This window comes from Faecalicatena orotica, assembly GCF_905197545.1.
Lineage (GTDB): Bacteria > Bacillota > Clostridia > Lachnospirales > Lachnospiraceae > Faecalicatena_A > Faecalicatena_A orotica.
The window spans coordinates 139,083-163,049 of the sequence record NZ_CAJJZH010000010.1 but is presented as its reverse complement, the minus strand read 5'-3'; the positions used below and the strand labels follow the sequence as shown (position 1 = coordinate 163,049).

The following is a 23,967-nucleotide window of genomic DNA, read 5'->3' as shown; positions in this document are numbered from 1 at the left end:
GAGCCGTCATACAACGGCTCTGTCAATGAACTGAACTTCTCTCAGTCTGAAGCTTTACTTATTCAACCACATTGCATCCTTCGATAATGTAGCTCCAGGATGGTGCGGATGCTTCTTCCTGCTCAGGGTAATGATCGCCATCTGCAACTTCAATTGTCTCGCCGTCAGGGCTTGTACCCTTCAGCGGTCCTGCAAATACATAGAGTTCTCCTGATTTCAGTGCGTCTGAAGCCTTATCAATCGCTTCCTGGGTTCCTTCTGCTGCAATGTCGGTATTCAGAGGTGACAGATAAACTGCGCCGTCTGCAAGACCCTTGCACCAGTCTACTGGAATCTCTTTTCCGTCGATCAAATTCTGTACGGCTTCTGTTACATAGATGCCCCAGTCGATACGTGCAGAAACCAGGGAAGCCTTCGGAGCTGCTTCAATCATGTCATTGTTATATCCAACCTGGAATGCGCCGTTCTCTTCTGCTGTTGTTGCCGGAGCTGTAGAGTCGGAATGCTGGGAAATCACATCACATCCGCGCTCGATCAGTGCCTTTGCAACCTGTGACTCAACGGTTGGGTCATTCCATGAGTTTGTATACATGATATCCATAGTTACGTCAGGATTCACACTCTTTGCGCCAAGATAAAATGCAGTGTATCCGCTAATAACCTCTGCAAACGGGAATGCAGCTACATATCCGAGCTTGTTGGATTCTGTCTTCATACCTGCTGCAATACCTGCGAGATAACGTGCTTCATAAATAGATGCGAAATAGTTATGCATGTTGTCAAGTCCGGAATCTTTTGCCTGATATCCTGTTGCGTGGCAGAACTGAATGTCTGGATACTCTGCCGCTACTTCTTTTACATAATCCTCAAATCCAAAACTGGTTGCAAAGATGATATTGCAGCCTGCATCTACGAGTTCCCTTAAAGCAGTATCACACTCTGCTCCCTCTGGAACATTGAACTTATTGACGATCTGGTCATCACTTAAGCCAATTGCTTCCTGCATTTCCTTTGTCCCAAGGTCATGGTTGTATGTATATCCCATGTCACTCGCGTCGGATACATGCACAAATCCGACTTTAATGTCTTCCTTGGCGATGCCCTTTGTGCTCTCTGTCTTTGTGTCGTCACTCGTGGACTTGTCCGCTTCCGCTGCCGGTTTGGAACCACATCCGGCCAACATACCGATGACCATTGTCGCGCACAGTATTGCGCTCAAAATCTTCTTTTTCATATCTTCTCCTCCTACAAAAAAACTGGCTACCCTTTTAAGAAACATATTCCTTCATTGGATAGCCGATTACTATATTTAAATATTACACTGACCGCAAAAATAAGTCAAGATATCTGTAGTATTTTTTCAGAATATTTAACACGTTGTGCTTGCAATTCTACCAATTTCCTGCCTGATATCGGTTCCTACCATCCCTTGAAAAAGAACAGCAGGGAACCGAGCCCTTTCCCCAACGCCATACTAACTACAAAAACAGATATATACCTTACAATTTTAAGCCTCCTGACAAAGATTGGAAAAACATTCAGTATTTCCGCCAGCGCCATTGACCAGCATCCTACAAATATTCCTGCAAGCAGGCCAAACACGGGAAGCAGCCATGCCCCGTTCGGGATATGGATCTGAAAAACAGAAATCAAATTCCCTGCGATTCCACCGATGGCCACACAGTCTTCATAGAGCAGGATATGTTCCGCCGTATGGGTCCTGTCTGCAAAATCCGCGACCACCCCCAGCTCGATAATAAATGAAAACAAGCCTCCTGCAACGACAAGTCCGCCGCTAAGTCCGATGACTGCTAATATGATTTGATTTACCCACATCAAGTTCCTGCTCCCTTCTGGATGCATCTTCAATCAGAGTTGTCTGAATATCATTCTCATAAAGACGCATCTGTACTTCCATCGGCGTCGGGTCAACCGTAAAACGCTTTTTCCCGAAATGGTTGAAAAAGACGAGTATGCCGACAGTAATTCCGATCGAATATGTGACTTCCATAATTGTAAAGCCATTCGACTTCGTCCCTGTCACAAATTCGTAAATTTGTTTAAACAGTTTGGCTGACGAAACGTCATTATTGAATGCCATAATTGAAAAAGCCGCGCCACAGAACGTAATCAGCACGACAATGCCTGTCTTTAAGACATGGTAAAACATGCCGGGAGTTTTCTGTTCTTCATAAGTGATAATAATATCCTGCTCACCCAGATTCTGAACCTCAAGTCCCGGATATTTTTCGTGTATACAGGCAATAATCTTTAATATAGAAATGACAAAACGCTGTTTTCCATTATCCGGGATCTTTAGAATTTTCAGAGTCTTCAGTTTTGGAATGATATCCTTGTTGCTGCATTCCAGAGCTACGATATCCCCGAGAGTGATATCCTTTTTCTGGACCTCCACATCCCGGTCGCCTTTCAAATAAACAGTATCATGATTAACAGCCATAGTATTCCACCTCAGGCCCTTTGATTAAAGTCCCCTCACTGCTCCTGACCTGTCCGCTGCCGCTGAAATAATAGTAAAAGATTCCAACCACAACTGCCGCAAGCACGATTCCGAATAAACAAATACGAATCTTCCTCCTGCCGTTCTCCATAAAAACCACCTGACCTTTCCTGAAATAAAAATCGCTTAATGCTAGTATCTTAAATTTCGGAAAAACTATACATAATACAGTGTATTTAATGATATATGAGACTTTTGTCGATGTTTTCCTAATTGATCATACACAACAGTCTACAAAGATAAGCAGAAGTGCTTATTTATCAATAAAATATAAAATAATTGAAACTTTTATTATGAAATAATTGTATATATATGTAAAGAAGGAAGTATGTACAATCAAAGTAGGAAAATTATATGAGAAAAAATGTAAGAAAAAGTTTGGCCTTTTTATTAACTTTATTAATGGCTATAGGTTCTTTAGGCTTGAATGTTTTTGCAGCAGATTCAACATCAAATAATGAAGGTGCTATACATAGGTTAGGTTATGAAATATACGATTATCATTTATAATTAAACAAAGGTAACAATCAATGTACGTTTATGCTTCCTCTTTTGTAATCCATTGTATGTTTTTTATACTTCATAGCATGAATTATAAAGCATCGTGCTATGAAGTATTAAATTATATCTCATTACCTAATCACGATTTTTCCTTGTTTTAATGTAATCGGATCAGAACTTGCTCCAACTAGGCAGAGAAAATATTCACCTGATTTTTCTGCTGTTATACTGTAGTTCTGAATTAACCCATTATATGTCAATGATTCATTCATTAATTCGCCATTAAAAATGTACTGATATATAATACTTTGTCCTTTACTCAAATTTATTTCCGACGGATATAATTCTACTTTAAAATCCAGTTGTTCTCCCTTTTCCATGTACCATCCTTTTCCATCTTCTTTCTCTAAAATAACCATAGAATCATTAGTAAAGATAATCTCTGGTGTAAGGAAGGAGCTTTCTTCATCTACAACCGCAAATTCGCTTATAATACGAGGAACATGGGCACCTTCTTGTACGCTTGTTATAATAGTGCTCTCTTTCCAACTATATAGCTCATTATTATCTTCTTCCGATACTTTTTTTATGTTTCCATTTGAATCTGCTATATCAGACCTACCCTCAATTTCCTTGCCTATTAAATTTCTGTTAGCGTCAGTCACAAGTTCAATCCCGCCATCTTTTACTAATAGTCTCTGTCTGATTGCAAAAACAGTTGATGATAATGCAAATATAACTAGAATGGCAACCAATAGACGTAAAGTCCATGTGGTCTTGTTTTTTCTTTTTTTTCTAACTGTGGGGATATTCTTCATCACTTCGTTAATCGTTGTGTTAGCAGAATAGTTCTGTACTTTGTCATCATCTGATGAATAGTCAGCCAGTAATTCTACTGCTTCCTCCGCAATAAAATCAAAGGCTTCATAGAAACTAATTTTCATAAATAAAACCTTCCTTCTCTAAGATTCGTTTAAGTTTCGCCTTACTCCGTTTTAGCTTTGTCTTAACTGTTGATTCTGGCTGTTTTTCTTCTTCCGCTATTTGTTTAATCGTCTTTTCTTGAAAATAAAATTTTAATAATATAATTTGATTTTCTGTACTCAATTGTTTCAGGGCCGAAAGCAAAATGGCCCTTAACTCGACTTGTGAAAAATTCTCATTTATTTCGCCAAGGATATGCTCATCAAGTGGGACCGTAGGTGTTATTTTCTTTTTTTCATTAATAGCGGTATTTCTTGCAATGGCTCCTAAATAAGGTTTTAAATCATTATAATCTTTAATATCAATTTTCTCTGCCTTTTCCCACAATATGAAAAACACCTGATTAATAATCCCCTGTATATCAATCTCATCTATATATCCCTGCAATATAGTATAAACTATGGCCGCAACATATTGATTAAATTCCAGTATGATTTCTTCAAGCGCTTTTGTATCTCTCTCTTTTAAACGAGTTATTATATCAATATAATTCACATTGTCCCCTCCTCTCTTACTAATATATACTTAATTTCTGAGTGAAAAGTTTCAATTTAAAGCATATTTTTTTATATTTAAACCATTATAGTTTGATTGTCCTTTTTAATTGATATGCAGAAAAAAATTTGGGCAATCTTACGGCCAGTACCATAAGATTGCCCGAATAAACTATTAGTGTTTCTTCACTAAGTGCCTTCCCTTGAAAACACAGGAGGACACCCCGCAGAGTAGCTCCTTCCTACTCCTTTCAGACGTCCTCCTTCACTCAAACAGTTCCCAGCCGCCGCATATTTTCTATAATCCGCTTCTCCATACGCGAGACTTGTACCTGTGAAATTCCAAGTTTTTTCCCAACCTGTGTCTGCGTTTCATCTGCAAAATACCGCAGATAGATCAACTGCCGTTCCTCCTTATCCAGACTCTCCAGCAATTGTTTCAGAAGCATATGGTCCAGAATCTTGTCTTCTTTCCTGTCTTTTTCTTCCAGCTTGTCCACGAGCCGGATTTCATTGCCCTCCTTCTGGTGGATCGGCTTGTACAGTGATTCAACTTCACCTCCGGCCTCCATTGCCTGTACAATCTCCTCTTTATCAACCTCCATCGTCTCTGCCAATTCTTCCAGCGTAGGCTCCCGGTCCAGTTTAGCTATGAGTGCCTCTCTTGTCTGGAAGATCTTGTAAGACAGTTCTTTTAAAGAACGGCTTACTTTTATCATACCGTCATCCCGCAGGAAACGTTTGATTTCTCCTGAAATCATGGGGACCGCGTAAGTGGAAAATTTCACGTCATAGGACAGGTCGAATTTATCGATTGCTTTCAATAAGCCTATGCTTCCGATCTGGAACAGGTCTTCCGCATCCGTGCCCCTGCCGTAGAATCTTTTCACAACACACCAGATAAGTCCCACATTTTCTTCTACTAACTGTTCTCTCGCTTTTTTATCCCCATCGTGTGATTGTCTGATTAAAGCGATTGTGTGGTCCATAGCTCCCTTCCTTTACCGATGGTTTTCTTCATCCGCACCGTTGTGCCTTCACCCGGGGCGGACTCGACTTCTACTGAATCCATAAAGGCTTCCATGAACGCAAATCCCATTCCGGAACGTTCCAGCTCTGGCTTGCTTGTATATAAGGGAGTCATTGCCTGTTCCACATCTTCGATGCCGACCCCGTTATCTTTTACTTCCACCGTAATCTGCTGTCCCTCAATCCGGCAGCGGATGGAAACCTTATGTATCTCATTTTCGTAGCCGTGGATGACTGCATTCGTCACTGCCTCTGATATCGCGGTCTTTACATCTGCCACTTCTTCAACTGTAGGATTTAACTGGGTTAAAAATGCCGCCACTGATACTCTCGCAAACCCCTCATTTGACGAATGGCTGTCAAAAATGATCTCCATTTCATTTGTGTTTTTCATGCCTCGTCCTCCTCATATATCTGCATTATTTTTGTCACCCCCGACATGGTCAGGATCTTCTTAATTCTTGCATTTGCATGAACCGCCCAGACTTCCCCGCCGATCAGGCGGATAATCTTATATCTTCCCATTATGACGCCGATTCCCGAACTGTCCATGAAATCTGTCATCCCAAAGTCAAAAATGACATATTTGATATGGTTTTTCTCAATTAATGTGTCTGCGTTTTTACGCATTTCCTCCGCATTATGATGGTCTACCTCTTTGGGCAGGTAGATCGTCAGGCAGTTCTCCTGCACCTGATACTTCATAGTACTCCTCCTCTATTTTAAATCATATCGTTCCGGTCTTCAAGGTGCTCCCCACCAGTCCCGTTTCAGGTATCAGAAAAAGGATATGTAATATCCTACATATCCTTATCCTGCGTAAATCAGACTGAAAAAATTTATTGCCCTGCTTTTCCTGTCTCTTATGTATGTTCCATATCTGTGCTGTATCTTTATCTTTCACTAATTTGGGCCCTGCTTTAATAACCGTCTTCTGCACCGGTATCCTGTACCGGAACATCGGTATCCCCCGAATCGGTATTGCCTGCATCCGTACTGCCGGTATCAGAATTCTGGCCATCTGCATTCTGGGTGTCCGCACCGCCATCGGTGCTCCCGCCCTGGGAAATGCTGCTCAGACCGTTCTGGGCCTCCTGCGCATTATCTGTATCCGGAAAAAGCTCAATCACACGCTTCAGATACTTTACTGCGTTGTCATTATCTCCGTTCCTCATATATGCCAGACCGAGATTCAGAAGCGCGCCTCCGCTGTCATAGTTTTCATCCATACGGATTACCTTTCCAAGAGAGGCGATAGCTGTGTCATAGTTGGCTACTTCCAGAGATGCGGTTCCACCCGAATATAAAGACTCACTTGCCCCCGGGAATACATCTGCGGACATCTCGTCATAAAGTGCCTTTCCGCCGTCTCCCAGCGAATCTCTGTTTACATTCAAAAGGGAGTCTGCCATCACATCATCGGTATAACTCTGGGATGTCCACTGGTTATACGCCGTCAGCAGATTTTCATAGCTGTCAGCAGTACTTGCCGCACTTTGGGCATTATTCTCAGTATCTGTATCATTCTTACGGTATTCATCCAGTGTCCTTGTCTGGGCGCTGATCTGTGCCTCAAGGGCATTGATCCGCTCACTGTATTCGACAATCTGCTGGTTCACCTTCTCATTCTTTGTCTGGTCGACCGCCGGAACAATCAGAAACCAGATGATCGCGGCCCCTATAAACGCCCCTACAACAATATTCATCACTGTAAACTTACTCGCGAGCGCTTTTGCCGCCGAGTGCTTCGGCTGAATGATCGTCTCATTTCCAAGATTATACTCAACCGCTTCCTCTTTCTTCGGTTTATCATCCTTGATCTTCTGGCCCCTTAAGTTTGTCAGCTCATGCATGTACCGCAGCGTCATCTCATTGGTCGTATCCAGCTTTCTTGCTGTCCTTAAGGCCTGCCTCGCCTTCGCGTACTGCTCCGTGTGCAGATACAGAAGTGCCAGCAGCTGATAGGCTTTCAAAAATGACGGGTGGGCTGCAATCACCTTTTTCAGCTGTATGATTGCCAGATCTTCCCCGTTCTGCTCACAGTAAACCAGACACTGGTTGTATCTTCTGATCGCCTGATTCACCACATCCAGCTCACTTGCTGATGCCTGCACCCTGCTGATAAAGTAACTTGCTATATTATCTCTCGGCTTTAAATTCTTGCTGATGATCCACTCTACCAGTCCTTCTGCCACTTCTCCCCGTCCGTAATAAACTAGCCCCAAAAGATTCCTGGCTGCAATATTCTCTCTATTATATTGTAAACTCCGCCGAAGGGAGGTAACCGCGCCGGACATATCCCGTATCTGTGCTTTCCTCAGCCCATCATTATACCAGTAGTTCGACTGGTACAAGATCTTCTTCGTATAGTCCATCTATGCTCACCATAATCTTTCCTGTATCTGTTCAGAAGCATGAACAGCTACTCTTACTTTTACTTCGTCTGATCCATGACTTCCCGAAGCAGGTCCGTCATGTCTGATAAATCTTCCTGATAAACTGCATCTTCTATGTCTTCCACTTCCAGACTCGGCTTAAACTTCTTAAGTTCCTCTTCATAATCAAGCATCATGCGGCCTCCTTTTCTTAATCAGTTCATTTATCGTTACTGTTCACCGGAGTTACAGTACCCTTTCATCATTCCTGCCAGATAAAGAGAACCCAGACAGTATATTTTCCTGCCATGCTGATGTTCGAGTGCAAAGTCAATTGCCTCTTCCAAAGATTCTCTCACAAAAACAGGTTTATCTGTGTATGTTTCAAAAATATGCTGCAGCTCCTTAGTATGTGCTGCTCTTTTGTCTTCAATCCGGGTAATGATATAAAAATCCGTATCCACATTCCTGCACAGGCAGGCGATCATTTCTTCGTAGTCTTTATCATTTACCGCAGAAAAAAGGATGATATTCGCCTCTTTCTCCGGAAGACTGCGCAAAAAACCTTCCACTGCACTGACATTATGCGCCCCGTCCACGTATACATCCTTAAGGACTTCTTCCATGCGCCCTTCCCACTTGAGTTCATGCAGGGCCTCTCTCCAGAGATCAGGACGTCCTTCCTCTCCAAAGACAAACCTCATGATTTCCAAAGCCAGTACGGCATTGCCCGGCTGGTAAATCCCTATATTATTCAGACTCCATGTGGTATTTCCATAATACGCATTTACGCAGGAAAATGCAATATGTTTGTCCCTGATTCCTAGAATTTCGTACGCGTCTTTCCCTATTTTTTTACAGGGTGCCCCAAGTTCTGCGGCCCTCTGTTCGATCACACGATTGCTCTCTTCCGTGGTATCTGCATAGAAAACAGGCACACCCGGCTTTATGATCCCTGCTTTTTCAAATGCAATAGCTGCAAGGGTGTCACCGAGGATCGCCATATGATCCAGACCGATTGACGTGATAGCCGTAACAAGCGGATGCTGAACTGAATTTGTCGCATCCAGACGTCCGCCAAGGCCTGTCTCCAGCACGGCATATTCTACACCGGCCGATGCAAACGCCGTCACCGCCATGCCGAACAGAAACTCAAAGAAGGTCGGATGGGGCAGTCCTTCCGCCTCCATCTCCTTCACTTTTCCCAATACAAATTCAAAGATATCCAGAAAGGCATCATCGCTGATCTGATCTCTGTTTATTACGATTCTTTCATTAATTTTTACAAGGTGCGGCGAGGTAAACAGCCCTGCCGTCTTCCCCTGTGCAAGAAGCATGGCATGGAGGTATGCACAGACTGAACCTTTCCCGTTCGTTCCGGCTGCATGCAGAACTTTGACGCGCTCCTGCGGCTCTCCGAGAAAAGAAAGAAACGCACGGGTATGCTCCGGTTTATTTTTTGTCGTAAACTTCGGTATATTCAGGATATATTCTGCTGCTTCCGTGTATGTCACTTTTCCTCACCTGCATTCTGCGTCGTAAACGCATTTGTTCCCTGTGCAGGTGCATCCGGATCAGCCGGCAGTTCCGTCAGCTTCCCTTCCTTATACTCATACTCTGCGGAAGTCCTGAAGATCGTGCTGCTGGAGCCCACCTGGTTCACCTGTATGATATCGCCGTCTGACAGGGTGGCGTCCTTCAGGTCAATTCTTGTATTATTGAGGAAACTGCTGCTCTGTTTCTCGCCATTGATATATACTTTACTCTGCTTCGTAAAGTTCTCTCCATATATACTGTAAGTTCCATCAAGCTGTGACACCAGTTCTGTAATGACCGCATCCTTTACCCCCATCGCCATATGGCCTTCCGTGATCGGCTGCCCGCTGTCCTTATAGACGTATTGCTTGCCATACAGGATGTCATACTGAAGAAGTTCGAGGTCGGACAGGTAATTCTTCGTCTGCCTTCTCTGTTGGTGATAATTGAATACCGTACCTGAATGAATATCAAGCCGCTCAAAAACGTCTGCCATTATCTGATATGCCGGGATGTTCCTGTCTTCTTTCTTCAGTCCGATGTTGTCCCAGATAACATAATTTGTATTATAGAGATATCTGCTCTTCAAGTCCTTCGCTTCCAGTCCCATCGTCGGCAGATGGTCACCGTAAAATACAATGACTGTCGGCTCTCCTCGTTCTTCGATTGCCTTCACAAGATTGCCGGCAAATTTATCCATCTCGTGGACTTCATTGACATAATATTCCCATGAATTGCGTTTTCCTTCATCCTCTACGCCGCTGACAACAATCTCCGGGTTCTCTATCATTTTCTCCGTCGGATAATCGCCGTGTCCCTGAACACTAATAGTAAATACAAAATCCTGCTGTTCTGTCGTATCCATAGATTCCAGAATATTAGGGATCAGGATATCATCCGTTGCCCAGCCCTTCGGCGTGGTCTGCAGGATATTCATAAACTCCTTGCTTGTATAATGGTCAAATCCCATATGGTTGAACACCTGTGCACGGCTGTAGAAGTTACCGCCATTGTTATGAAGTGCTTCTGCCCCATATCCCAGACTGCCAAGAGCCGTCGCCGCACTCTCCAATACTTTCGTCTTTGCATAAGTCTTATACGGATATTCTCCCGGTCCGAAGAAACGCATGCTCATACCAGTCAGTACTTCAAACTCGGTATTCGCTGTTCCTGCGCCAACAGACGGCACCTTAAAATAGCCGGCCGAATGCTCACTGTACATTTTCCGCAGATTCGGGATCGGGTCCTCGGAAAACTGAAGCCAGTCTACCTCTGTCGGGTCAAAATAAGATTCCAGCTGCACAAAGATGATGTTAGGTAGTTCATCTTCAGACCTGCCGGTCTCACTTTTGGTGATATCCCCGTTATTGCTGATCTTATCCATCGCAGCCTCACTGTATCCGGCCGGTTCTGATATCCCGGTGTTAAAAATACTCGCTGTGAAGCAGTACGGGAAACCATAGTCTTCATATGCAAATGCGATGTTCCCGAAGTAGTTTGATACCACTCTCTTGTCAATTGCTATATTTGTCAGGACCACGTAGGCCCCCAGCCAGAACACAACACCGATCAGAGCGATAATACGGTGCATCTTACCTGTAAACTGACCGCCCCTGCGCCACATGGAGATTACCCACAGTACAACTGCCACAATACCCACAATCAGAAGGATCAGCTCAAATGTATTGAAATAATTCCCCGTCAGTGCCAGTGCATCCGACAATACTTTCAGGTCCTGGGCATTAAAAGGCGTAACCCTCTTTAACAGCAGGTATCCGTTACATGTCCCAAGGAACAGCCAGAATACACTTAACAGGATTCTGGCAAACACTCTCCGCCTGACCATATATACAATGGAAAATGTGGCAAATATCAGGAATGCATTAAACAGGAACACTTTTGGAGTCCCAACCATATAATCCCATGCCTCGAACAGAGAATGTCTGGATATGATTTCGATGATAAAGTTCAGCACACAGGCAAGCAGATAGTGGAAAACAAGTGAAAATCTGTCCATGAACCTATAGACCGGCTGCATCTTCTTCGCAAACCTGCTGTTGCGGCGCTGTTCCAGTATCCGCTCGCGCCGCTTTTTTCTCTCCTCCCAGTGTGCTTTTATATCTTCCTTTTTCAAGTTCTTGATCTTGTGAAAAAATCCTTTAATATCAGGTTTCTTAATTTGAATGTGTTTCATTTAAGACCTCTCTATGCTTTCTTTAAGCCAGCCATTCTCTCCTGAACCTGGGTAAGCATTTGTGTATACTTCTCCAGTTTTTCCTTTTCTTCCTGAACCTTTGCCTCAGGAGCCTTGCTGACAAACTTTTCATTCGCGAGCATTCCTTTTGCCCTCGCAATTTCTTTGGTCAATTTTTCTTCTTCTTTTTTCAGACGTTCCATCTCCTGCTCGAAATCAACCAGATCTTCCAGTGGAAGATATACTGAAGCATCCGGAACAACGATGGAAACCGCATCCTCTGCAATCCCCTGCTTTTCCTTACTGATAAATATCTCTGAGGCATTCATCAGAGGCCTTACAGAATCAGTCAGCGTTTCGAACCCGCTGCATAATTCACTGCTCCCTGTTACAATATAAACCTTCGTTTTGCGTCCGTTTTCTACATTCATCTCTGCCCTGATGTTACGGATTCCACGGATGACTTCCTTCATATGGTCCACAATATTCTCGGCTGATTCAAAACAGAATTCCTCCTGATATACCGGCCAGCTTGAAATCATCAGTGATTCCTCCTCCGGAACAAGGGCGCTGTAGATTTCTTCCGTTACAAAAGGCATAAATGGATGCAGCATCTTCAGTGCCTGACCCAGAACCGTCTTCAGGGTCCAGAGTGCACAGTTTGCGGCCTGTGGGTTTTCCTCTTTGTGATAGATACGGAATTTAGCCATCTCAATATACCAGTCGCAGAATTCATCCCATATGAAATCATAGACCTTCTGTACTGCTATACCGAGCTCGAATTTATCCATGTTCTCTGTCACATCTTTTGCCAGAGTGTTTACTTTCGATAAAATCCATTTATCAGCTTCTGCAAGATCAGATAACTCCGGCCGTGTCAGCTGTTCATTTTCAATGTTCATCAGAATGAATCTGGATGCATTCCATACCTTGTTTGCAAAGTTTCTGCTCGCCTCCACTCTTTCATGGTAGAAACGCATATCATTACCAGGAGCATTCCCTGTAACAAGTGTAAGACGCAGGGCATCTGACCCGTACTGGTCTATAACCTCCAGCGGATCGATCCCGTTTCCGAGAGATTTACTCATCTTACGTCCCTGTGAATCTCTGATAAGGCCGTGAATCAGGACTGTGTGGAATGGAGATTTCCCTGTATGCTCATAGCCGGAGAATACCATGCGGATTACCCAGAAGAAAATAATGTCATAACCCGTTACAAGTACGTCTGTCGGGTAAAAATAATCCAGATCTTCTGTTTTCTCAGGCCATCCCAGTGTGGAGAACGGCCACAGTGCTGAACTGAACCATGTATCCAGTGTATCCTCGTCCTGTGTAAAATGGGTACAGCCGCAATGCGGGCATTTTTCCGGAACTTCTTTTGCTACAACAAATTCCCCGCACTCATCGCAGTAATATGCCGGAATTCTGTGTCCCCACCAGATCTGTCTGGATATACACCAGTCTTTGATGTTCTCAAGCCAGTGCAGATAAATCTTATCGAATCTCTCCGGCACAAATTTCAATTCGCCGGTCTTTAAAGCGTTGATTGCAGGTTTTGCCAGTTCTTCCATCTTCACGAACCACTGCTGCTTGATGAGCGGCTCGACCGTTGTCTTACAGCGGTCATGTGTTCCCACATTATGAGAATGCGGCTCAATCTTAACAAGATATCCCTGTTCTTCTAAGTCGGCTACAATTGCCTTTCTCGCCTCATAGCGTTCCATTCCTGCATATTTACCACCCTTTTCATTGATGGTGGCGTCATCATTCATGATGTTGATTTCCGGCAGGTCATGGCGTTTTCCCACCTCAAAGTCGTTCGGGTCATGTGCAGGTGTGATCTTAACTGCACCTGTTCCAAACTCTTTATCTACATAATAATCGGCTACAATCGGAATCTCCCTGTTTACCAGCGGCAGCAGTGCTTTCTTTCCTACAATATCTTTATAACGTTCGTCGTCCGGGTGAACCGCAATTGCCGTATCACCCAGCATAGTCTCCGGCCGTGTCGTAGCGATCTCAAGGAAACGGTCTGTTCCCACGATCGGATACTTAATATGCCAGAAATGTCCGTCCTGCTCCTCATGCTCAACTTCTGCATCTGATAATGATGTTTTACATACCGGACACCAGTTGATAATTCTGGACCCTTTGTAGATATATCCCTTTTCATATAATTTAATAAATACTTCCTCTACAGCCTTGGAACAGCCCTCGTCCATTGTGAAACGCTCTCTGTCCCAGTCGCAGGAAATCCCCAGTTTCTTCAGCTGGTTCTCAATCGTTCCGGCATATTCTTCCTTCCACTGCCATGTTCTCTCCAGAAATCCTTCACGTCCCAATTCTTTTTTATCAATGCCTTCTTCTTTCAGCTGGTTCGTAACCTTGACTTCTGTGGAGATTGCAGCATGGTCCGTTCCCGGAATCCACAGTGCATTGTATCCTTCCATTCTTTTATAACGGATCAGGATATCCTGCAGTGTATTATCCAGCGCATGTCCCATATGCAGCTTGCCTGTAATATTCGGAGGAGGCATTACCGTTGTAAACGGCTTCCTGCTCCTGTCCACTTCTGCATGAAAATACTTGTTCTCACACCATTTGTCATACAATTTTTCTTCGATTTCTTTTGGATTATAAGTCTTAGCCAATTCCTTACTCATAGTGTCCTCCTTGCTCTCCCTCATAAGAATAATAAATTTTCCGTAACTGCCCGGGGTCCGGCCAGTTATGTTTTCACTGTTTTTTCACACTTTTGAACATTTAAAAAGCCCTTTACAAATATGTAAAGGGCGTGTTCTACGCGGTACCACCTTAATTTTCATGCCTCATATGCTTCCTGCCTGTGGCATTTCTTAACAGTCCTTTAACGCGAACAACTCCGGGACATCCTATTACACGCTTCAGATATCCGGTTCAGAAGCTACCTTCCATAATCCTTTCTTGAAACCATCTTACAGCCAATGGATGGTTCTCTCTGGCAAGAGTCATTATGTACTCCTCTTCATCAGCACCTTTATACATATGAATAAATTGTTAACTTTATATTAACTACAGAATATCATATCTTTGAAGTGGCGATTTGTCAAGGATGTTTAAAGAAACTTAAGATTTTTCAATAAAACGTGTGCAGTCAGGTGCAAAGCTATCTGTACATTTTTCTTGTTTGTATTTTTCCCTTATCCTAACCTATTTTCTAAAGTTTCAATCATCCTATTCGTTTCTTGTGTATTTTTTAAAATGATCTTATTTAAATTTTCATATTTATCAAGAATATCTAGCATTAATGGTCTTGTATCCTTGGGGAACCTCCAAATATATTTCAAAAAATCCCACTCCATCTTTTCATAGCATCCGTCCGCCACATCTGGTCTTAATCTGTCCCGAAACTTCATCCAGCGTTTCAGCACTCTCCAAATACATATGTATCTATTATAATCCAAAAAAATCACAGTATCTGCTTTCGTCAGTCTAAGTTCAAAACTTGAAGCATAATTACCATCAACAATCCACCGCGCTTTTCTTAAAAGTTTTATCTGTTCATTTCTAAATGCATCCTCAGAAATACTTATCCAATCAGCCTGCCAATATATTCTGTCCAAATGAATAACTTCTATGCCGCTAATCTCACTAAGACGATTACTAAGCGTTGTCTTCCCGCTTCCGCACGAACCTACAATTACGATCTTTTCACCTAATTTCATTTTCAAGGCCTTTCTTTAACATCGGTCCCCCCTTTGGTCTCAAGCCATTTTTCTGATATTGGGAACCAATATCACTGTTGATATAATGACAAGTGCAATTCCACTACTTATCCATGTCATCTCTATCGTAAAAATTGTTGCCAATTTCCCCATTAAAATCATAGAGACATAATTAAATAAACTTGCAACTAATGAATTAAACGATAAAATAGTAGCACGATTTTCACTCTCAATTCCTACATTTAAAACAGTTTCTTTCAGTGGATAAATTAACCCTAATAGAAATTCAAATAATAGTATACCTAGAAACAATAACCAAAATTTCTTAAAAAATGCTAATCCAATAATACACAGGCCACATGCAACAGAAACTGCGGAAAGTGTAAGAAATGATTTATGCAGCCATTTTTCCAATACAATATTTCCCACTAACATAGCTGCCCGCATAAAAACCCACGCCAGTCCTATTAGAGTATAGTTGACATTTTCAAAATTGTGCAACGCCGGCGACCAAAAAACAAATACTGGCGAAAATGCAAATGTCAAAACACTGTTGAATAAAATAATGTTTCTGATACTTTTGTCCTTAACACAATAGTGAAAACTATCAATTACAATTTTTTTCATTCCATTAACATTATCCAAAATACTATATTTCTGTTCTCTTGCAAAGCTCCCTTGTAACTTAGGCATAATAAAAACACTAAGGCCGACAAATAATAAAGATGCTATTAATGCAAACAGGAAAATTCCCTTCAAACAAAAATCTGCAATAATACCACCCATAAATCCAGCCACGATCATTATAATAGAAATGAATTTATTCTTTTTTATAAAAATATGTTCACTTTCTTTTTGAGAAGTATTTTCTATAACCCAGGCATCCAATGTTCCTGATTCAAATGCACTGGCTAAACCAAGACTAATTTGAGCCACAACAAACAACGGTATCGTATTACAAAACAGAAAAATTATATTCGTGATACATAATAATATCCCCGTAAGAATCGATGTTTTTACATAGCCTAAATAATCAGCCAAAGCCCCGGTTGGTATTTCCACAAAAAACGTTGTAATAAGAGAAACTGCAACAATGATATTCGTTTCCATTGTATCAAGATGATTACTGTATAAGAATAGTATAAATGTTGCGCCAGTAATTCCAGCATAAAATTCAAACAGGCAATTCAAATACAAATAAATTTTTTTAACTCTATCTATTTTTTTTGCTTCTGTTCTTTCTATCATATGAATACCTTTCTTATCGTCAAAAAGCTAATATCAAATGTTATATTTTTTATACTAACATATTATTTACTGCTTTTAAATATTATTTAACGTAAAATGTTACTGTTCACAGACAAGCCTGTAAACAGTAACGCGCCTGCTCATTTAAAGTCGCCTACGGCGAGGAGCAGGCTTATTGGCTACTTTACGTTCTTCCTCCCAACCTATCAGCGTAGTGATAGGCTGGGGAGTGAGCAGTAACCGTAAAATGCTTTTAGTAAAATTTTTCAGGTAAACCGGGTTGATTTTACCTGCCTTTTCTGTTATTATAATTCTACTTCGATACGGCGTTTCATGCCATACAAGTATTCTTTTTTATATTTATCTTGCAGTATCTGCAAATATTCCGTACTCTATAAACTTTACATTCCTTTTTGAAAGTCTGGTGATGCCATCCTCATTTAATCTTATTGCAATTCTAAAAATATTGCCATCTATTAATATCTAAGTATCTGGTGAAAACTGCTATTTTTCCCAATCTAATTATGCTAAAATGAAAGGAAGGAACATATGAAAAACGTATTAATTAAAAGGTTCAGGAAATTCAGCCGCAAGTATCGAATAAACAGGACATATAAAGATCAGCTCTTCCGGTTAATCTTTCATAATAAGGAAGACCTTCTTGCTTTATACAACGCGATTAACTCTACCTGTTACACAAATCCAGATGAGCTGATCATAACTACAATCAGCGATGCAGTTTACCTTGGTATGAAAAATGATCTGTCTTTTCTCATTGCCAATGTTTTGAACCTGTATGAACATCAAAGCACACTGAATCCAAATATGCCGCTTAGGGGACTATTTTATTTTTCAGACGTCCTGAGGGCCTATGTAGATTCCAAACAGATTAACATTTATGGAAATAAATTAATTTCCCTGCCAGCACCTGTCTATCTCATCTTTTATAACGGATTAGATTCAGCCCCCGATGAGATGGTATTACGGCTGTCTGACGCCTTCTACGATTTACCTGACGGCCAGATTCCTGCATTGGAGTGCCGGGCCAAAATGCTGAACGTTAATCTGGGACATAATAAAGAACTGATGGGACGCTGCCAGAAACTCAACGAGTATGCCAGCTTCATTGCACGCATCCGGGGATATCTGGATCGAAACTACAATCTAGAAGATGCCGTGAACAGAGCGCTCGATGAATGTATAGAAGAGGGGATACTGGCTGATATTCTCAGAAAGAACCGTAATGAGGTGATGGACATGATACTCTCTAATTTTAATGATAAGCTTCACTTTGAAGCACTGCGTAAAGAGGGATATGATGAGGGCTACGAAAGTGGCTTTGAAAATGGTTTTGAAGATGGAAATATCGCTCATTTAAAAATCCAAATACAGAAAAAGTTGAAAAAAGGCTGCTCAACCGCACAAATCGCAGATTTGCTGGAGGAGGATCCTGCTGTTATTGATAGGTTAATCGAGGAACTGCAGTCAAATCAGGACTAGAGTCTATTTCATACTTGCCATTCTGTGCAGAAGTGTTATACTTTTCTCATGGGGTATTAGCGCAGTTGGGAGCGCGCAACATTCGCATTGTTGAGGCCACGGGTTCGAATCCCGTATACTCCATGTGAAGGGGCATAGCTTTCTATCTTTAAAATAAGAAGTTATGCCCCTTTTGTTTTACTTCATTTCTTTTAATTTTGAAATCATATCTACAATGGAATATCCATAATTATCCGCAGTGGCCCATCCATATCCCTCCGGGTTCTCCTGCTGTCCGAGCCATTCTACATAAGGTGCACATCCCTTTGTAACATATTCATAGCGGTCATCCACGCACTCCTGTGTCAGTGAGTCTGCCGTCGCATATGCTTTCAGATGCTGGATCTGGGCCCGTATTCCTGTCTTTACGTCAGGGTATGAATTTCCCGCCACCCCGCCGCCTGTTGTGCCGAGTCCGGCGAAATTAAACTGTTCTATGGATGCATCCCCGCCATACTGGAGCCATCCGGTCTCTTTCATAGTCTGTACGAAAGCCACTTCTGGGCGTACGCCCTCTGCCACTGCCTCATCATAATACATCTGGCAGAAAGTCTCTATGCTGTCGGCCCCGCCTTTTCCCAGTGCACTCTCCGGGTACTTTTCACCGCTGGAGTTGAAAAAATCCACCATCTGTTCTACAGTGACAGAACTCTTACCCATAATCGGGTACTGGCCTTCTGCTATCACTTCTTCTGTCTCACCTGTATCTGATTTTTTGTTCTTTTCCCCAGATGCATCCTTGTCCGCCGTGCCTTCCGTTTTAGCCGCCTCATTTTCCTTCTCGGCATTTTTAAGTGCTTCGGCTTCCTTTGCCTGAACCGTTTCTGCCGCCTTGGCAGACTTTTTGTCAAACACACCTTTGTTCCCGGCGATCCCCACTACTGCCACAAGTACAACTGCAAGGAAAATCTCCAGCCATATTTTTAGCTTATCTTTATTAAAATCCTTAAATTCCATTCGCTCACCCTTGTCCTAAGATTAAGTTCCTATTACTTTACAATATATGCAAAAAAAATGCAAGTATGAGGAAATTTCGTGAGCATAAAAAATATATCACATTTCGGCCACAGCCATCTTTTCCATCTTCCAGTATTTTATTTCCGCTTTACCTTCCGACAGGCTGAAGCAGCTTCTTCCACCCTCCGGATAAAAGCGTGTTGTAAATACTTCTTCGCCTTTGTTCAGGTATATTTCTATACAGGAGGTATCCACAAGAACCCGGATATTCCGGCATTCCTTTATATTGACTGAGCGGCCGCCTCTTCCGTATCCCAGATTTTTATCCTGCCGGAAGGAAATGCCAAATTGTCCGGTTTGACTGCTGTAAGCAAGGTCGATTGCGTCACTAATCGTTATAGTAATGTCTTTACTTAATACAGTTACTTCTATATCATATGTTTCCATTTCTTCGGATGACTCTGACATATCCAATATTCGTTCCTCCTGACGGAGTCTTTCTAATTCTTTTACCGGATACTGTAGGAGCTTACCGTCTTTTTCCAATATTTCTCTCGGCACTGTCAGGGCATTCTGCCATCCCCATTCCACCGTCGGATTCGACTGTGACGGTTCATCCGGCATTCCGACCCAGCCGATCAGGATTCTCCTGCCGCTTTCATCCAGAAATGTCTGTGGGGCATAAAAATCAAACCCCCGGTCCCATTCCCTGAAATTCTTCAATTCATATGACTGATCAAACTCTCCTGTCAGCTCGTAGTACCCTGACTGATAGAGGTTCTGATAATCCACACCACTTTGTTCCACACCCTGGGGCGAGACGCTCAGGAATTTCCTGCCTCCGGCTGTAAATGCATCCGGACATTCCCACATATATCCAAAGGGGATTTTTGATTTCAGGATGTTGACAAGTTCCCAGTCTCTCAGGCCGCTGCTTTTGTATACAAGCACTTCTCCCACATCACTCTGAGTCCTTGCACCGAGAAACATGTAATAGTTTTCGTCATCCTTACCTATACTCTTCCCTGTCACTACCTTTGGGTCCCGGATATGGCATGTGAGACCGGACGGGTAATCTGCATTCGTCATCAGGCATTCTTTTCTGCCAAACGTAATCCCGTCCTCACTGCTGACCAGTACCGTATTTCCCTGACGTCCGTCTGTGATATAATTATAGTCCCCCTTCAGTTTTACATTTCCCGTATAATACAGGTTCATCTTCCCGTCTGCAATCAATGCTGATCCGGAATATACTCCATTGCTTTCGAAGTCCTCCTCCGGAGAGAGTGCAATTCCCTCATATTTCCAGTTCAGGAGATCCGGGCTCGTATAATGTCCCCAGTACTTCATTCCGCCATTTGGGTCATCCGGTGCATATTGAAAAAACACATGATAGACACCCTTGAACTGGCACAGTCCGTTCGGGTCGTTAAGCCAGCCTGCTGGAGGCATCAGGTGGAATCCCAGCCTCCACTTATCATTCCCTTTTATACCTGCCATAAATACCATCCTCTATTCTGAATCGTCATTTTAAGTACCGCCCGGCTGCTCCTTATCTTTGTGTGATATGGACCGCCTGATAGCTTCCCTGGTTTGTGATAATAATCGGACTGACAGTTTTCAGTCCCGCATTCAGGATCTTTTCCATGTCAAATTCCGCAAGCAGTTCCCCTTTTTTCACCTGCTGGCCCGTTTCCACGTGTACTGTAAATGGTTCCCCATTTAATGTGACCGTATCGAGACCTACATGGATCAACAGTTCCATACCATCTGCCGTTTCAAGGCCGATAGCATGTTTTGTATCAAAAACCGTGGCTACTGTACAGTTAAACGGAGCATATACTTTCCCCTCCTCCGGCTTCACACCAACACCGTCACCCAGCACGCCTGATGCAAATGTCTCATCCGGAACTTCTGACAGTGGTATCACCTCACCCTGAATCGGGCAGGCAAACGTAAATTCTTCTGTATTATTGCCTGATTGAACTGTGACTGACTCCTCTGTCTGATCCTCTGTAACAGTTTCCTCTACAGATAGAGCCTTATCGGATTCCTTGTTTTCCGTCACAGCATCTGATTCATCCGTCTCTTCTTTAAATCCCAGAATTCCTGTCAACACAAAAGCCACACCGAATGCGATTGCCATCGCTATGATATAGTGAATTGGGCTGTGAAGATGCAGAAGAATTCCGAAAATACCTGTAACACCTGTTCCTGTTGCCCCGAGATTTACAATGGATGCATATAACGCACCGCATGCACCTCCGACTGATGCCGCAATAAATGGTCTGACAAGGCGTAAGTTTACACCGAAAATGGCAGGTTCTGTAATACCCATGCATGCACTTAATGCAGATGGCAGGGCAACAGATTTCATCTTCTTGTTTTTACTTTTCAATGCAACTGCGAGAGCCGCACCACCCTGTGCCACGTTAGCTGCAGAAGCGAGAGGAAGCCAGAATGTGAGTCCGTATTTGGCAAGCTGTCCGATGTCTATGACTGTGTACATATGGTGGATGCCGGATACAACCGTTGTCGCATAGGCACCTCCCATGATGAAACTTCCAATTCCAAATGGCAGTGTCAGCAGACTCTGAATCCCATTTAACAGGCCGTTCTCAAGGAAAACGAAAACTGGTCCGATCGCTGCAAGGGTAAGGTACCCTGTTACAAATACACTGACCAGAGGCGTAACAAACAGATCAAACATAGGTGGTACGATCTTGTGCAGCTTCTTTTCTATGATACTCAGGACAAATACAGCAATGATAACCGGGATGACATGACCCTGATAGCCGACCATATCAACCTTCCACAGTCCGAAGAATACTTCCTGCGTCTTCTGGACACCTTCCGTAGCAACGGTCCAAGCATTCTGCAGGTCCGGGTGTATCATAATCATACCGATGACCGCACCGAGAAACGGATTCGCACCGAACACTTTCGCCGCACTGAATGCAATCAAAATTGGCAGGAACACATAGGCTACATTGCTGAACAATACTGCAAACTGGTAAATAGAACCATTTGTATTAATATTCAGGAAGCCGTTATTCACCATGAAATTCAGCGCTTCCATAATTCCCATTAAAAATCCGCTTGCAACAATGGCCGGTATAATGGGAACAAAAATGTCCCCGATCGTCTTGATCACTCTCTGGAACGGGTTCGCTTTCTTCGCGGCCTCCCTCTTCACATCTTCTTTGCTCGCCTCGGATATACCGGCGATCTTAATGAACTCATCGTATACTTTGTTGACAGTCCCTGTACCAAGAATAATCTGCATCTGGCCGGATGCAAAGAATACTCCTTTCACTGCGTCAATATTCTCCACTGCCTTGCTGTTACACTTTTCGTTGTCAGCAATGACCAGTCTGAGCCTTGTGGCACAGTGAGCCGCTGAAATTAAATTCTCTTTCCCGCCTACATTCTCCAAAATCTGTCTGGCGATTGATTGGTAATCCATAACTTCCTCCTTTATGATAACGTTATCAGCTACTAATTCATTGATTTCACTATATTTTTCACATTACATGATTTTTCTATATGAAATCGTTTTCACTTTATGTTTATATATTATCACTTTTTCTAGATTTGTAAATAGGAAGATAATACAAAATTGCCTTATATTTTTTGTATATAATCCACAAATCATTTGCCAGTTTACCAAATAAAAAACCGGGAATTCCGTAGAAGCATTACGCTTCTATGAAATTCCCGGTCCCTGCCGTTATACATCTGCCTTTTTAAACACTCTCTGCCTTTATTACTTCATACCCCAGTTTCGTCTGCTTTGCCACATGATCCTGATTTTCTATCATCTCAAGCAGCATATTGGCAGCTTCTATGCCGCTTGTCTTGTAAAAAAGATGCGCTGTTGTCAGCTTCGGGGTCACTACTCTGGACATCCTGTTATGTCCGACCCCCGCAATGCTTATCTCATCCGGTACTTTTTTCCCCATGTCCCGCAGACAGGTCATAGCCCCCACAGCCAGCGTATCCGTCGCACAGAATACAGCATCCAGACGAGGCGCCCTCTTCAGCAGCTTTTTCATACAGTCATAACCCGCATCCATCGTAAATCCAGCCGTTACAATCATATTCTCTGCCGGCTCAATCCCCCTGTTTTGCAGGGCATCCCGATATCCCTGCGTCCGGCTCTTTCCGGCAGCTTCGTCACTTTGTGTGACGGCAATATGGGCCACATTTCGTTTCCCGCTGTCCAGTAGAAGCTCTGTCATCGCCTTTGCCGCCCCGTAATCATCATGGTAAACGCAGGCAAGGCCGTCAAACCGCTGGCTGATGACCACCACCGGAATCTGCATCTTCTTCAGCGCCTCCTGATGGGCTTTGTCATAAACAGATGCAGAAAACAGTATCCCATCCACCGGGTTATTCTGCAGCAGATTCAAATATTCAAGCTCCTTCTTCGGACTATTCTCGGTACTTGCAAGCAGCATCTGGTAACCTGCCTTAGAAAGGACTGAACTGATCCCGTCCGCAACCCTCGCGATAGACTCAGAACTAATCTTAGGAAGAATCACACCAATAACCTTCGACTTTTTCGTCCTTAAAATCTGGGCCTGCTTGGACGGCTTATACCCCGTCTTATCAATTACAGCTTTAATCTTTTTTCTCTTTTCCTCACTGATATAACCGTCATTCAAATATCTGGATACCGCAGAAACCGATACCCCTGCCATCTTAGCAATCTCTGTAATAGTCATATCCCTGCCCTCTTCTCCTTCATTCTCCGAAAACACCACCACTATCAAATCCCGGTAACCGCCAGAAAAACGGACTGCCCCGCCAATTATAAATTATTGTAGCATCATCCCTATGCCGATTCAAGTACAGATCAACTTATCAGAGGTATTTCGTAGGA

The 23,967-nt window shown here is 42.9% G+C and carries 22 protein-coding genes, 1 tRNA gene and 1 other annotated feature; of the genes, 3 read left to right on the top strand and 20 right to left on the bottom strand.

The window, feature by feature from the left end:
* Positions 1-58 precede the first annotated feature (58 nt).
* The 4 genes from ABIN22_RS19365 to ABIN22_RS19350 form a co-directional block, all read right to left on the bottom strand.
* Positions 59-1,234 carry a BMP family ABC transporter substrate-binding protein gene (locus tag ABIN22_RS19365; RefSeq protein ID WP_346910629.1) on the bottom strand — a complete coding sequence of 392 codons (1,176 nt, stop codon included), beginning with the start codon at positions 1,232-1,234 and terminating at the stop codon, positions 59-61.
* A gap of 185 nt (positions 1,235-1,419) precedes the next feature.
* Positions 1,420-1,836 (bottom strand): stage V sporulation protein AB, encoded by a 417-nt coding sequence (locus ABIN22_RS19360; RefSeq protein WP_109731164.1) that lies wholly within the window; start codon positions 1,834-1,836, stop codon positions 1,420-1,422.
* The gene (locus ABIN22_RS19355; RefSeq protein ID WP_118621462.1) at positions 1,796-2,461 is read right to left on the bottom strand and encodes a stage V sporulation protein AA; all 666 of its coding nucleotides are present in this window, start codon (positions 2,459-2,461) and stop codon (positions 1,796-1,798) included. Before ABIN22_RS19355 ends, ABIN22_RS19360 begins: the two co-directional genes overlap by 41 nt.
* A complete protein-coding gene (locus ABIN22_RS19350) occupies positions 2,451-2,612 on the bottom strand; it encodes a hypothetical protein (RefSeq protein WP_181368658.1) in 162 nt (53 codons plus the stop codon). Before ABIN22_RS19350 ends, ABIN22_RS19355 begins: the two co-directional genes overlap by 11 nt.
* Positions 2,613-2,875: 263 nt before the next feature.
* Between ABIN22_RS19350 and ABIN22_RS19345 the strand changes: the two genes are divergently transcribed.
* The gene (locus ABIN22_RS19345) at positions 2,876-3,031 is read left to right on the top strand and encodes a hypothetical protein (protein WP_346910626.1); all 156 of its coding nucleotides are present in this window, start codon (positions 2,876-2,878) and stop codon (positions 3,029-3,031) included.
* A 122-nt stretch (positions 3,032-3,153) separates the two neighbouring features.
* Here the strand turns inward: ABIN22_RS19345 and ABIN22_RS19340 are convergent, their stop codons facing one another.
* The 12 genes from ABIN22_RS19340 to ABIN22_RS19285 form a co-directional block, all read right to left on the bottom strand.
* Entirely contained in the window at positions 3,154-3,966 is an 813-nt protein-coding gene (locus ABIN22_RS19340; protein WP_346910624.1) for a hypothetical protein, read from the bottom strand.
* On the bottom strand, positions 3,956-4,501 hold the full coding sequence (locus ABIN22_RS19335) for an RNA polymerase sigma factor (protein ID WP_346910622.1): 546 nt from the start codon (positions 4,499-4,501) through the stop codon (positions 3,956-3,958). Before ABIN22_RS19335 ends, ABIN22_RS19340 begins: the two co-directional genes overlap by 11 nt.
* A 268-nt stretch (positions 4,502-4,769) precedes the next feature.
* A complete protein-coding gene (gene sigF / locus ABIN22_RS19330) occupies positions 4,770-5,489 on the bottom strand; it encodes an RNA polymerase sporulation sigma factor SigF (RefSeq protein ID WP_346910620.1) in 720 nt (239 codons plus the stop codon).
* On the bottom strand, positions 5,468-5,923 hold the full coding sequence (spoIIAB, locus tag ABIN22_RS19325; protein ID WP_109731167.1) for an anti-sigma F factor: 456 nt from the start codon (positions 5,921-5,923) through the stop codon (positions 5,468-5,470). Before spoIIAB ends, sigF begins: the two co-directional genes overlap by 22 nt.
* Positions 5,920-6,234, bottom strand: coding sequence for an STAS domain-containing protein (locus ABIN22_RS19320; protein ID WP_109731168.1), 315 nt, complete (start codon positions 6,232-6,234; stop codon positions 5,920-5,922). The genes spoIIAB and ABIN22_RS19320 overlap by 4 nt, the downstream gene beginning before the upstream one ends.
* Positions 6,235-6,449: 215 nt before the next feature.
* On the bottom strand, positions 6,450-7,904 hold the full coding sequence (locus ABIN22_RS19315) for a tetratricopeptide repeat protein (RefSeq protein WP_346910617.1): 1,455 nt from the start codon (positions 7,902-7,904) through the stop codon (positions 6,450-6,452).
* 59 nt (positions 7,905-7,963) lie between these two features.
* Positions 7,964-8,101 carry a hypothetical protein gene (locus tag ABIN22_RS19310; protein WP_181368680.1) on the bottom strand — a complete coding sequence of 46 codons (138 nt, stop codon included), beginning with the start codon at positions 8,099-8,101 and terminating at the stop codon, positions 7,964-7,966.
* A gap of 33 nt (positions 8,102-8,134) precedes the next feature.
* A complete protein-coding gene (locus ABIN22_RS19305; RefSeq protein WP_118621461.1) occupies positions 8,135-9,418 on the bottom strand; it encodes a bifunctional folylpolyglutamate synthase/dihydrofolate synthase in 1,284 nt (427 codons plus the stop codon).
* A complete protein-coding gene (locus ABIN22_RS19300; protein WP_346910615.1) occupies positions 9,415-11,634 on the bottom strand; it encodes an LTA synthase family protein in 2,220 nt (739 codons plus the stop codon). The genes ABIN22_RS19305 and ABIN22_RS19300 overlap by 4 nt, the downstream gene beginning before the upstream one ends.
* Before the next feature lie 11 nt (positions 11,635-11,645).
* Entirely contained in the window at positions 11,646-14,297 is a 2,652-nt protein-coding gene (locus ABIN22_RS19295) for a valine--tRNA ligase (protein ID WP_346910613.1), read from the bottom strand.
* 122 nt (positions 14,298-14,419) lie between these two features.
* Positions 14,420-14,654, bottom strand: a binding site (T-box leader).
* Between the two features lie 159 nt (positions 14,655-14,813).
* Positions 14,814-15,338, bottom strand: coding sequence for a P-loop NTPase family protein (locus ABIN22_RS19290; RefSeq protein WP_346910611.1), 525 nt, complete (start codon positions 15,336-15,338; stop codon positions 14,814-14,816).
* Between the two features lie 39 nt (positions 15,339-15,377).
* Positions 15,378-16,586, bottom strand: a complete 1,209-nt coding sequence (locus tag ABIN22_RS19285; RefSeq protein WP_346910609.1) for an MFS transporter — start codon at positions 16,584-16,586, stop codon at positions 15,378-15,380.
* A gap of 549 nt (positions 16,587-17,135) precedes the next feature.
* On the opposite strand from ABIN22_RS19285, the gene ABIN22_RS19280 reads away from it, so the two are divergent.
* On the top strand, positions 17,136-18,086 hold the full coding sequence (locus tag ABIN22_RS19280) for an RpnC/YadD family protein (protein WP_346910607.1): 951 nt from the start codon (positions 17,136-17,138) through the stop codon (positions 18,084-18,086).
* 50 nt (positions 18,087-18,136) lie between these two features.
* Positions 18,137-18,209 (top strand) — tRNA-Ala (locus tag ABIN22_RS19275).
* A gap of 54 nt (positions 18,210-18,263) precedes the next feature.
* On the opposite strand, the gene ABIN22_RS19270 is transcribed toward ABIN22_RS19275, so the two are convergent.
* The 4 genes from ABIN22_RS19270 to ABIN22_RS19255 form a co-directional block, all read right to left on the bottom strand.
* Positions 18,264-19,082: a glucosaminidase domain-containing protein gene (locus ABIN22_RS19270; RefSeq protein WP_118621455.1), complete on the bottom strand. Its 819-nt coding sequence runs from the start codon at positions 19,080-19,082 to the stop codon at positions 18,264-18,266.
* Positions 19,083-19,178: 96 nt separating this feature from the next.
* Positions 19,179-20,582 (bottom strand): glycoside hydrolase family 32 protein, encoded by a 1,404-nt coding sequence (locus ABIN22_RS19265; protein WP_346910605.1) that lies wholly within the window; start codon positions 20,580-20,582, stop codon positions 19,179-19,181.
* A gap of 52 nt (positions 20,583-20,634) precedes the next feature.
* Complete coding sequence (locus tag ABIN22_RS19260) at positions 20,635-22,548, bottom strand: PTS sucrose transporter subunit IIABC (RefSeq protein ID WP_346910603.1); 1,914 nt, start codon at positions 22,546-22,548, stop codon at positions 20,635-20,637.
* A gap of 280 nt (positions 22,549-22,828) precedes the next feature.
* Positions 22,829-23,851 (bottom strand): LacI family DNA-binding transcriptional regulator, encoded by a 1,023-nt coding sequence (locus ABIN22_RS19255; RefSeq protein ID WP_346910663.1) that lies wholly within the window; start codon positions 23,849-23,851, stop codon positions 22,829-22,831.
* Between the last annotated feature and the right edge of the window lie 116 nt (positions 23,852-23,967).